This window comes from Lacrimispora sinapis, from assembly GCF_043633585.1.
In the GTDB taxonomy this organism is placed as follows: Bacteria; Bacillota; Clostridia; order Lachnospirales; family Lachnospiraceae; genus Lacrimispora; species Lacrimispora sinapis.
The window spans coordinates 2209135-2220983 of the sequence record NZ_CP141832.1; the positions used below are offsets into that span (position 1 = coordinate 2209135).

At 47.4% G+C, this 11849-nt stretch carries 11 protein-coding genes; all 11 read right to left on the reverse strand.

Translation table 11 applies throughout. The features are described from left to right. Positions 1-20: 20 nt before the first annotated feature. Positions 21-1538: a cobyric acid synthase gene (locus tag VIG27_RS10290; protein WP_394522414.1), complete on the reverse strand. Its 1518-nt coding sequence runs from the start codon at positions 1536-1538 to the stop codon at positions 21-23. 4 nt (positions 1539-1542) lie between these two features. Next, the gene (locus tag VIG27_RS10295) at positions 1543-2631 is read right to left on the reverse strand and encodes a pyridoxal phosphate-dependent aminotransferase (RefSeq protein ID WP_394522415.1); all 1089 of its coding nucleotides are present in this window, start codon (positions 2629-2631) and stop codon (positions 1543-1545) included. 27 nt (positions 2632-2658) lie between these two features. Next, the gene (gene cbiB, locus VIG27_RS10300; protein WP_394522416.1) at positions 2659-3657 is read right to left on the reverse strand and encodes an adenosylcobinamide-phosphate synthase CbiB; all 999 of its coding nucleotides are present in this window, start codon (positions 3655-3657) and stop codon (positions 2659-2661) included. A 20-nt stretch (positions 3658-3677) separates the two neighbouring features. Further along, positions 3678-4067: a bifunctional adenosylcobinamide kinase/adenosylcobinamide-phosphate guanylyltransferase gene (locus VIG27_RS10305; protein WP_394522418.1), complete on the reverse strand. Its 390-nt coding sequence runs from the start codon at positions 4065-4067 to the stop codon at positions 3678-3680. 22 nt (positions 4068-4089) lie between these two features. Continuing rightward, complete coding sequence (locus VIG27_RS10310) at positions 4090-4851, reverse strand: adenosylcobinamide-GDP ribazoletransferase (RefSeq protein WP_394527491.1); 762 nt, start codon at positions 4849-4851, stop codon at positions 4090-4092. 204 nt (positions 4852-5055) lie between these two features. Continuing rightward, a complete protein-coding gene (gene hydF, locus VIG27_RS10315; protein ID WP_394522419.1) occupies positions 5056-6252 on the reverse strand; it encodes a [FeFe] hydrogenase H-cluster maturation GTPase HydF in 1197 nt (398 codons plus the stop codon). A gap of 30 nt (positions 6253-6282) precedes the next feature. Continuing rightward, complete coding sequence (gene hydG / locus VIG27_RS10320; protein WP_394522420.1) at positions 6283-7698, reverse strand: [FeFe] hydrogenase H-cluster radical SAM maturase HydG; 1416 nt, start codon at positions 7696-7698, stop codon at positions 6283-6285. A 102-nt stretch (positions 7699-7800) separates the two neighbouring features. Then, positions 7801-8052 carry a TM1266 family iron-only hydrogenase system putative regulator gene (locus tag VIG27_RS10325; RefSeq protein ID WP_394522421.1) on the reverse strand — a complete coding sequence of 84 codons (252 nt, stop codon included), beginning with the start codon at positions 8050-8052 and terminating at the stop codon, positions 7801-7803. A 172-nt stretch (positions 8053-8224) separates the two neighbouring features. Beyond that, a complete protein-coding gene (locus VIG27_RS10330) occupies positions 8225-8773 on the reverse strand; it encodes a bifunctional adenosylcobinamide kinase/adenosylcobinamide-phosphate guanylyltransferase (RefSeq protein ID WP_394522422.1) in 549 nt (182 codons plus the stop codon). Then, the gene (locus VIG27_RS10335; RefSeq protein WP_394522423.1) at positions 8773-11283 is read right to left on the reverse strand and encodes a cobyrinate a,c-diamide synthase; all 2511 of its coding nucleotides are present in this window, start codon (positions 11281-11283) and stop codon (positions 8773-8775) included. The genes VIG27_RS10330 and VIG27_RS10335 overlap by 1 nt, the downstream gene beginning before the upstream one ends. Then, a complete protein-coding gene (gene cbiT, locus VIG27_RS10340) occupies positions 11276-11848 on the reverse strand; it encodes a precorrin-6Y C5,15-methyltransferase (decarboxylating) subunit CbiT (protein ID WP_394522424.1) in 573 nt (190 codons plus the stop codon). Before cbiT ends, VIG27_RS10335 begins: the two co-directional genes overlap by 8 nt. Position 11849 lies beyond the last annotated feature (1 nt).

Below are 11849 nucleotides of genomic sequence, written 5' to 3' on the forward strand. Positions count from 1 at the left end.
TCCTCCATCTTTTTTTCGGTTTATGATAACCCCATAATCTGGTAAATCTTCTTCATGTCAATATTTTCACGAAGATATCCTGCCAGCCGTTCGTACTGTTCTTCCTTATATTCCTGGTAGGAGATCCTGTCTTTTAAGGAATCTGAAAGTCCCTTTCCTCTCATCAAAGCCTTAACAATGGTTTCCGCAATTCGTTCCTTATCGAAAAAACCATGGATATAAGTCCCGTAAACGTTCTCTTTCTGACAGCCCTCCATCTTTGCCAAGCGGGAACCGGACTGACTCTCCGTTACATAAGTCAATGGCGGAACAGACCGGGCCGTTTCTCCCATATGGATCTCATATCCCTCCACCTCCAGGCCGGAAAGCTCCGAAAAGATTCCTTCTACCTTGGCAAGAGTCCCTTTCACTCTGGTCCTGGTCTTTTCTTTTCCAAACACCGTTCGGATGGGCAGTAATCCCATTCCTTTTACCTGCGAAGAAACGGTTGTCTCCACTCCGTAAGGATCTGCCAGGCTTTCTCCCAGCATTTGGAAGCCTCCGCAGACACCGAAAACAGGAACCCCTTCAGCATTTTTTTTGCATATGGCCGCCTCCAGACCGTTCTGCCGGATGACGAGCAAATCTTCAATGGTATTTTTGCTTCCAGGCAGAATGATCATGTCAGGACTTCCAAGATCCTGCAGACGGTCAACAAAACGAAGCTGTACCTGGGGTATGGAAGAAAACACCTGGAAATCCGTAAAATTGGATATTCTGGGAAACCGGACCACCGCAATATCAACTGCGGTATATTCGGTTTTTTCCGTGCCTGTCAAATGGTCCCCAAGGCTGTCCTCATCCTCTAAATCCACCTTCATATAAGGGATCACCCCAGCCACCGGAATGTGCAGTTTTTCTTCAATCATGGAAAGTCCTGGATCTAAAATGGTTTTGTCTCCCCGGAATTTATTGACGATCAATCCGGCAATCCTCTGGCGTTCCTTCTCTTCCAGCAGCATGACCGTTCCGTACAGCTGGGCAAACACACCGCCCCGGTCAATATCTCCCACCAGAAGGACCGGGGAATCCGCCATCTCCGCCATTCCCATATTGACAATATCGTCCTGTTTTAAATTGATCTCCGCAGGACTTCCGGCTCCTTCTATCACAATAATATCATACTCTTTTGAAAGCTTGTCAAATGCTTTTTGGATCTCCGGGATCAGTTTTTTCTTGTATGCAAAATACTCTCTCGCCGGCATGTTGCCGATGGAAATTCCATTAACAATGACCTGGGACCCAATATCATTGGTGGGCTTTAAAAGAATGGGATTCATGGCTGCGTCCGGCTTTATGCCGGCGGCCTCTGCCTGTACCACCTGGGCACGCCCCATCTCCAGACCTTCCTCCGTAATAAAAGAGTTAAGGGCCATATTCTGAGACTTAAACGGAGCCACACGATATCCGTCCTGTTTGAAAATCCGGCATAAGCCTGCCGCGATCAGACTCTTTCCTGCATTGGACATGGTCCCCTGTATCATGATGGTTTTCGCCATTTTCTTATTTCCTTTCTGTCAAGATGGATTTTAACACAGAAAGAAATGCTTCGTTTTCTTCCCTCTGCTTCACGCAAATCCTGTAAAAGGTGCCGTCAAGTCCCCGGTAATTGGCACAGGAACGGATCAAGACCTTTTTTACCAGGAGCTGGCGGTACAGCAGCTTCTCTTCCTGTAGTGCTTCCGTTCTCAAATCCTTGAAAAATATATAATTTGCCTTTGAATCATACACCCGAAAGCCAAGAGCCGTAAGGTTATCTTTTAAATATTCCCGTTCACAGGCAATGAGACTTCTTGCCGCTTCCACATATGCCGTTTCCTCAAGTGCCGCCTCTCCTGCGGCCTGGGCGATGGAGGACACACTCCAGGGCTGCCGGATCTGGTGGATTTTCTCTAAGACGGTGCTGTCCTTACAGATGCCGTACCCCAGACGGATTCCCGCCATGGCGTAAATTTTCGTAAATGCCTTTAACAGGAATACTTGTTCATGAGAACCCTTCCGGAGAAATTCAAGGGCCGAATGGCGGTGCGGGTCTTCCAAAAACTCATTGAAGCATTCATCCAGCACCAGAAAAATACGCTTCTCTCTGCAGTAATCAAGAAGAGGGTGCAGCTGCTCCTTTTTTAAGGCAAAGCCAGTCGGGTTATTGGGATTGCATAAAAATATCATCTGAAAGGAATGACTGCTTTCTTCTATCCAGGCAATCAGTTCCTGTTCCCTAAGGGCGAACTCCTCTTCTTCTTTTAATTCATAATAGGTAATGCCGCAGGAAACCGAACGAAGTGCCTGCTCGTACTCCAAAAATGACGGAGCAATCAATAGGGCTTCTTTGGGTCTGACCGCAGTAACCACCTGAAAAATCAAATCCGCCGCTCCATTTCCGCATATGATCGTTTCCATGGGGATTTCATGAAATTTAGCAAGCTTTCCTCTAAGGGAAGCCGACTGGCTGTCCGGGTAACAAAAGCACTGGTCTGCTGCCTGGCAAACCGCCCTGCGCACACCTGCCGGAACCCCCAGAGGGTTGATGTTGGCTGAATAGTCCATTGTAACACTGTTGGTATAAATATCTCCACCGTGTTGATATTCCATAGTTCTCTCCTGTTTTCATAGAATGCTTTAAGCGGTAAAAAAGAACAGTATGACTACCGGGATCAAAGCCAGAATATAGGTGACCGACATCAACGTATTGGCCCTTCGGATATCTTCATATGCTACGGGCCTTACAGGATCTCCTATGGTAGGTTTTTCATACCGCTTTCCAAAGTAAAAGGCATCTCCGGCAAGCTGGATCTGCAATACGCCTGCACAAACCGCCTCTGTCTGGGCGGAATTGGGGCTTTTATGATTAAAATGGTCTCTTTGAAATATCTTTATGCCCATGGCTCCGCTGTATGGATTCTGACTGCCTTTTGTAAATCCATAAAAAAACTGGCATACATATCCGGCCAAGATCATAAGTCCGGCAGAAATCCTGGCTGGAATGAAATTGCAAAGATCATCAAGCCTGGCCGCCGCCCGTCCAAACCATAAGTACCGGTCATTTTTATAGCCCACCATGGAATCCATGGTATTGACTGCTTTATAAAGATAAATTCCCATTCCACCGAAAAAAATCATGGAAAGCAAAGGAGCAATGATCCCATCTGACGTATTCTCCGCCACGGTTTCAATGGCCGCTTTGGCGATTCCCGTATCGGTCAGTGACTGGGTATCCCGGCCTACGATCATGGATACTGCCTGTCTGGCCTCCTCCACATCGTTTTTTTCAAATCCATGAAATACCTTCATGCTTTCCATACGCAGTGACCTCCATGCCATCATCTGACCGCACATAAGACTTTCTACGAGAAAACCTGCGTAAGGAGAAATGATCCACCCAACTGCCATGACCGTTCCCGATATAATTCCTGTAAGGAGAAGCACGAAAACCACCAGCCACCTGCCGGCTGCCAGTTCCCCCTTCTCCCCTTTTGGAAACCATTTTCTCAAAATCTTCTCTAAGCGGCTGATCAGGTTCCCGATTCCGCAGACGGGATGCCAAAGCCACCTGGGATCTCCCAGGCAAAAATCCAGGAAACAGCCGGTAAGGACTGCTAATAAATGTAGTCGTATCATTGATCCATTCCTTATGTATTCTATTTGATGCGGGAAGCAATGCCGCAGACCAGTCGGTAAACTTCTTCTGCTTTCTTCGCCAGTAAGACGGCCGACCTCCCAGACACTTCTCTCCACTCCCGGTCTTTCGGCTCCATGGGAACAATCCCGCAGCCCAGTTCATTGGAGATGATGATTGCATCTTTATTTTCCTTTTCTATGGAAGCAATAAATTCTTCCACACTTTTCCCCTCTTTTAAAATCCGCCTGATATATTCATGAAAATCATGAATGATGGGCCTTTTTAAGGCAGCGTCAAAACGGTCTGTCCGTCCTTGTGCTACCTGCGCTGTCTGAATCCCGGCTTTTTCAGCCAGTTCTTTTGCAAAGGCCAGTTTCCCCTGCCAGGCTCCGCCAATAATCAGAATCATAGGAACTCCTTTCTATCATGTACTATACAAAATGGGATACCCCCGCCAGGCCAGCCACCAGGGCCAGTTCACAGAGCTGAAGGAAATAACCGGCAAGATCACCTGTAATTCCTCCAAATTCCCGTTTTGCCATGATGTAATAATATCCGTATACAAGAGCAGAGACCAAAAAGCTGACCCCTGCTGCAAGAAATCCGCCCAGATACCAGATCAGCATCACCGCCGCAAATGCATACATCAGCATAACCACTCCAACGGTGCGCTTATGGGAAGCATTGGAAAAGGAGGCAGCAAGTCCGCTTTTCTTTGCCTTGGGAAAGGTGACTACGGCCAGACCGCTCAGCGCCCGGGTCAGTATAAATATCATACAATAGGCCGGAAGCATCCCCGGCTTCAGTTCCCAAAAGGCCGTCACATAAAGGAGAAGGTAAACACCGCAGCCGATTATGGCAAAGGCACCTGTATGGGGGTCCTTTAATATCTCCAGTTTCTTTTCTGTTTCCATGTGAGAGGACCTTGCGTCGATCACATCGAGAAGTCCGTCCATATGGATTCCTCCCGTAATAAGAATCGGAAGGACCACCGGAAAGAGCTGTCCAAAAAATGGAAACCCCAGCCCAACACTGAACAAACGGACAGCCATCTGCAAAAGTCCGATGACGGCACCGATCAGAGGGAAAAAGCACATGGCGTATTTCATCCGCTCCTTTGTCCATTCTACCTGGGGCATGGGGATGCGGGAATACATGGAGAACGCAATCACAAAGCTTCCCGGCAAATCTATTTTCCCTGTTGATTCATCATGTTTCGGATCTTTCATTGTCTTCTCCCTGTTTTTTTTCTGCCATAAAACAGCACTTTTCAAATATCATATCACAATCGGCAGAAAATGTCATTTCCATTCAAAAAACAAAGACCCGCATCCCGAGAAAGGATACCGGCCTTGTCTTTATTGTCGATCCAAAACTACAGCTGCAGCATGTTACAGCTATGGGATCATGTTGTTTAAATCAGGAAGCACCATAAGGCTTCTCTTTAAAATCCCTTTCATAAAAGCGATGGCAGTTCCATAATTGGTAAATGGGATGCCTGCATCCGCCGCACATTTTCTGCGGTATTCCATCTCTCTTTCATTGAGCATACAGCCGCCGCAGTGGATAATCAGGCGGTAAGAGGAAAGCTCGTCCGGAAATTCCCGTCCGGAGGTAGTTTCCACCACAAGATCTTTCTTTGTATACTCCTTAAGCCATCTGGGAAGTTTCACCGTTCCGATATCGTCGCACTGTCTGTGATGGGTACAGCCTTCGGAAATAAGAATCTTATCTCCGTCTTTCAGTTTGGAGATCGCCGCTACCCCCTTGATGGCATCCTCTAAAAATCCTTTGTACCGGGCCATAAGTATGGAAAAGGAGGTGAGAAGAATGTCATCGGGTGTATCCATGTTTACCTGTTCAAATGCCTGGCTGTCCGTAATGACAAGCGCAGGTTTCGTTCCAAGCCGTGCCAAGGTCTCCTTTAACTCCGTATCACGGACGGAAATGGCTACCCCGCCTGCTTCCAGGATGTCACGAATGGTCTGCTGCTGGGGCAGTATGAGCCGTCCCTTTGGAGCCGCTTTGTCAATGGGGATCACAAGCACCACCAAATCCAGGGGTTTTAATAAATCTCCCACTATCCTCAGCTTTGTATCACCGGTATTTACAAGTTTTCCGATCCGTTCCTTTAATTCGTGGATGAATGATCCATCTGCCGCGCTGACGGAAAGTCCGTCCGGATAATCCTGTCTGCCAATTAAATCGCATTTATTGTAAGCCACTACATAAGGAATTTTCTTTTCTTCAAAAAGGCGAATTAGTTCTTTATCCGCCTCTGTTTTGCCCACGGTTGCGTCAACCACCAAAACCGCACAGTCTGCCCGGTTTAATATCTGCTTTGTCTTTCTTACTCTCATTTCCCCTAACGTGCCTTCATCATCAAAGCCGGGGGTATCTATGATCACGACGGGCCCCATGGGAAGCAGCTCCATGGACTTATAAACCGGATCAGTGGTAGTTCCTTTTACATCGGATACAACGGAAAGCTCCTGGCCTGTCACCGCATTGACCACACTGGATTTCCCCGCATTGCGCCGCCCGAAGAAGCCGATATGTACCCGTTCGGAGGATGGTGTTTCGTTCATTCCCATACATATTACCTCATTTCATCAGTCTAAGTGTCAGAAACGGAAATCTCTGATTCCTTCTTCAATCTTCTTTAAATGATCTTCACAGATCAGCCGCACATTTTCCTTGGGAATGCGGTTCAACTCTGCGTCAATCAGCGCTTCCCCGATTTTTACCGTTTCCTCGGAAGCGTAATCCATCAAATATTCCTTCAGCGTCATAAGCGCATTGGGCTGACAGCAGTTATGGATCTGACCGCTCTTTAAAAGACTCATGAAACGGTCTCCGGTTCTTCCTTCCCGGTAGCACGCCGTACAAAATGACGGGATATAGCCAAGTTCCATCAGCCAGCGTACCACTTCATCAAGAGATCGCTGGTCGGACACGTCAAACTGCTCGGTATCCGTAGGACGCTCCTCCTCCTCATATCCGCCGACGCTGGTTCTTGAACCGCCGCTGACCTGGGAGACTCCAAGACGAATGACTTTTTCTCTTACCTTCTGGCTTTCGCGGGTGGATACGATCATGCCGGTGTATGGAACAGAAACCCGGATCAGGGCACAGAGCTTGGCAAATACTTCGTCATTGATTCCATTGGTAAATTTAGATGGATCAATGTCATCCGCTGCCTTAATGCGGGGAACGCTGATGGTATGAGGACCTACTCCATGAACTGCCTCCAAATGCTCCGCATGCATCAAAAGTCCCGCAAATTCATATTTATAACGCTCCAGGCCGAAAAGCACGCCAAGACCCACATCATCAATGCCGCCTTCCATGGCGCGGTCCATGGCTTCGGTATGGTATGCATAATCATGCTTGGGTCCTGTTGGATGAAGTTCCTCGTAGCTTTCCTTGTGATAAGTCTCCTGGAACAGTATGTAGGTTCCGATGCCGGCCTCTTTCAGTTTTCTGTAATTTTCAACTGTAGTTGCTGCAATATTAACGTTTACTCTCCGGATTTCTCCGTTTTTATGTTTAATGGAATAGATGGTCCTGATGCATTCCAGAATGTATTCCAGAGGATTGTTGACAGGATCTTCTCCTGCTTCAATGGCCAGTCTCTTATGTCCCATATCCTGGAGGGCAATGACTTCTCTTTTGACTTCCTCCTGGGTCAGCTTCTTTCTGGCGATGTGCTTATTTTTCATATGATAAGGACAGTAAGTACAGCCATTGACACAATAATTGGACAGATAGAGTGGGGCAAACATAACAATCCTGTTTCCGTAAAAATCTTTCTTGATCTGTTCCGCCAGATCATAAACCTGCTGAAGCTTCTCCGGGTTCTCACATGCCAGGAGCACGGAAGCCTCCCGATGGGTCAGGCCCTTTAAGGTTCTTGCCTTTTCAATGATCTGGTCAATAAGTTCCTCGTTGTTTTTGTTCTTTTCCGCATATTCCAGTGTTTCAAGAATTTCCTCGTGTGAAATAAATTCTTCCGCCTTCAGCGACTTTGGATCATACATAGTGTTACTTCCTTTCTTTTGGGTCAGCATCTGCTTCTCCGTCAGTGGTATATTATTTCATAGGGCCTGCGCCCTTTGAAACATCGGTTTATTCCATAGCCCTTATACATGGACTCCCTGGTATGCAGTTTTGGAACTGATTCCTTTCAGTTTCCCAATTTTTCCTGTCAGTGCGGAAATGGTGGTCTGGGGCGCATCTACCGCAATACTTATGATGCAAACACCCTTCTTTGGATATGGAATTCCCATTCGCCCGATGATCGCTTGCCGGTAATCATGAAGGATATCATTGAGCAATTCTACCGACTTCTCTTCTTCCACCACAATTCCAATGACTGCAATTCTCGTTTCCATACCTGTTCCTCCATTTCTTCTGTTTTAACTGTGATTGTATGCAAAAGAAAAACCGCACCAAAAAAGGTACGGCAGATAAATTCATTCCTCAAATGCCGAACCTTCTGCCTTAAACATGGTTTTTGGTGTCAGGATACTGCTATTTTAAGAATACCATATATGAGGATTTTTTTCAATTGATTCCTTTGAGGAATATGGGGATTCCTGCGGTCACCTCAATGACTTCATCTGCTATACAGGCGACTTGCCGGTTGATTTTCCCCAGAACCTCCCTGTACTGATTGGTCTGTCGGCTGTAGTGATCTCCGTCGGAAAAGACTTCGTTGGTGACGATTATGATATTTTCCGCCTGTTCTTTCAGTCTTATGACTCCGGCCATCACTTCATCCACGGTCTCTTTTGGGGAAAGCAGTTTCTCCCCCTTCTCCCCCAGGCCAAAAAGTTCGTTGGACACCAGATTGGACATACATTCCAAAAGAACGTCCGAGAAGGCTCCGTGGTCTTGGAAATCCAGATGTTTTAGATTCCTGTAACATTCCACCGTGTCAAACTCTTTATCTGCTCTCATCTGCCTGTGCCGGAGAATCCGCATTTCACATTCCTCATCCCAGGGTTTCATGGTCGCAATATAAATCCGTTTTCCTTTTCCCCGGCTCAAGATCAGGCCCTCCGCATATTCTGATTTTCCGCTTCCGCTTCCGCCGATCACCAGTGTAACCATTATGCACCCCCCATTGGTTTGTACTCTTCAATCTGTATCTCTTCAAAGGAACTCATTTTCTGATAAATGTCAGCCGCCATGTCAAGAAGAGGGACTGCCGCAACAGCGCCGCTCCCCTCCCCAAGGCACAGTCCTGCCTGGATCAGAGGAACAAGTCCCAGTTCATCAAGCAGCATTCTGCCCGCCGGTTCCGCAGAAACATGGGAAGCCAGCATAAATTGTCTGCATCCCGGATGAATCCGTTCTGCGGCCAATGCGGCGGCGGCAGAAATAAACCCATCCACCAGTATGGGAACCCGGTAAACGGCGCCGCCTAAGAAGATTCCTGTAAGTCCGGCTAAATCCAGTCCTCCTACCTTTGAAAGAATATCCACCCCATCCTGGCACAAAGGTTCATAGGCTTTTACGGCTTCCTTAATGACCTTTAATTTTCTGTTTAACCCTTCATCGCTTAATCCGGCGCCTCTGCCGGTCAGGAGTTCCGGATCTTTTTTCAGAAGCATGGAAGTAACGGCACTGCTGGTGGTCGTATTACCGATTCCCATTTCTCCGGTGGCAATTAGGCCATACCCCTCTGATGCAAGATGTTCCACAATCGAAATCCCGGTTTCTATGGCGCGGATGGTCTCTTCTCTTGTCATCGCTGGTTCTCTGAGGAAATTTCTTGTTCCGTAAGCAATCTTTTTTCTGAGAAGAGGATAACGCTCACCGGATCTTAACTCTCTGGCAACACCGATATCCACGGGAAATACATCCACTCCGGCTCTTTCAGCCATAATGCAGACGCTGCTGTTTCCATCGGTCATATTTTCAGTTACAACTGCGGTCACTTCCATTCCAGTCTGTGTAACTCCTTCTTCCACCACGCCGTTATCCCCGCACATAATGACAAGGGCCCGTTTTCCTATGGTTACATTGGAGGTCCTGCATATGCCAGCCATCTTTATAATGTCTTTTTCCAATGCTCCCAGACTGTTTAAGGGCTTTGCCACATGGCTCCAGCGCACACGGGACTTTTCCATAGCTTGCTCATCCAATGGACGAATCTGCAGGAAGTATTTTTCCAATTCTTTAATCATGGGGTAAATCCTTTCCGGAAAGGGACTTTTCAGCTTCCTCCTTTTTTCCATTTGACACTTTTTACAAGCTTCTATAAATCTTTTCGGCAATAAAGGATTGGAAGGATAATAAAAATGAGGAAATCCCGCAAACAGGCTGCCTTCGCCATGAACACAATCCCAGCTCCTTTGCTGTCCGGGCTTTACCGCCTTTAAGCTGTCACCATTATTTTCACTGTCCCAATAATGAAATTCATGGCCTTTTACGGATTCCCCCTTTTTTAAAAAGGAAGTGTCTTCTTTTGCAAAGGTCTCTATGTAACCAAACCTTGACAGACGTTTTGTGGGAAATGTCTTGCCTTTTATTATTCCGGCCAAGGGATAGAGAATATGGTCACTTGTCTCCAATTCTTCGTGAAGATACATAAAGCCCCCGCACTCTGCCAATATGGGGATCAAATGGTGATACGCATTTTTAATATCCAGAAGCATGGTGGTGTTTTCAGAAAGTTCTTTCGCATACAGTTCGGGATATCCTCCCCCAAAGATTAGTCCTGACAGCCCCTTAGGGAGTGTTTGATCATGCAGGGGGCTAAACGGAACCAGCCTTGCTCCCATTTCTTCCAGAAGCTTTAGATTTTCCTGATAGTAAAAGCAGAAAGCTTCATCCTTTGCGATTCCAATGGATACCTTCTTTTCTCCGTCTTCCGGTATCAGGTCTGAAAATCCGGATTCTTTGGAATCAGGGGGGGACAGGGGAGGGGCCTGTCCGGCCAGAGCCAGAAGTCCATCCATATCAATGGTCGTTTCCATGGTCTTAGCCAAACGTTGAAGCTGTTCCTTTAACCCCTCTAACTCTCCAGGAAGCACCAGTCCCAGATGACGGCTGTCAAACCGTCCTTCTTCGCATTCCGGCAAATATCCGTAGACCCGTACTCCCAGAGCTTCTATCTCCGGTTCCAGACGCTTTGCCATCGCCTCCGAGGTGCGGTTCAGGATCACTCCCTTTATATGGCTGTTCTCCTTATACTCCAAAAACCCTTTGACCACTGCCGCAAGGGAAAGACTGGCACCCCTGCAATCCAGGAGCAACACGACAGGAGCATCCACCGCACAAGCCACCTCATAGGAACTGGCCTTCGTGGTATTTCCTCCCACTCCGTCGTAATATCCCATGACTCCTTCAATGACGGAAAGCTCCGCCTCTCTGGCCAGATCCATAAACTGGTGCTTTACCTTTTCCGCTTCCAGGAAATAGGAATCCAGATTGCCTCCGTCAATGCCAAGCACGTGTTTGTGAAACATAGGATCAATAAAATCCGGGCCGCATTTAAAGGAACGGCAGGTGATGTTCCGGTTTAAAAGTGCGGTCAGCAGCCCGCAGGTGATCATAGTCTTACCGCTTCCGCTTTTCGGAGCCGCCAGCAAAAGTCTTTTATAAGCACTACTCAAGACATTTTCCTCCTTCTCCCCCAAAGGAAATGACATACACCGGATTCTGGCCCATCATCAGATGGTAATTGCCGGCCGCTTTTCCTTTCGATATCTGAACCTGAACGATTTCCGCAGAAATGGAATGTTTTTTCAGCCAGCGGATCACGTCCGCTATGGATTCCAGTGCCAGCACATTAATCACCACCCGTACCTTCGGATTTTTCTCCATAACCAGGTTCAGTACCTCTTCCATGGCTCCGGAGGTTCCGCCAAGAAATACATGGGTAGGCGCCTCTAATCCCACAAGGACCTCCGGGGCGGTTCCTTCTACAACCCAAAGACGGTTTGCAGAAAATTTTTCTTTATTGGCCTGAATCAAGGCAACGGCTTCCGGCTTTTTTTCTATGGCATATACCTGGCCGGAGGGGACCAAAAAGGATGCCTCCACGGAGACAGAGCCGGTTCCCGCTCCAACATCATACAAAACAGAGTCCGGACCCAGCTCCAGCTTGGAAATTGAAACCGCACGCACTTCGCTTTTGGTCATGGGTACCGTTCCTCTGATAAACAGTTCATCTCTCATA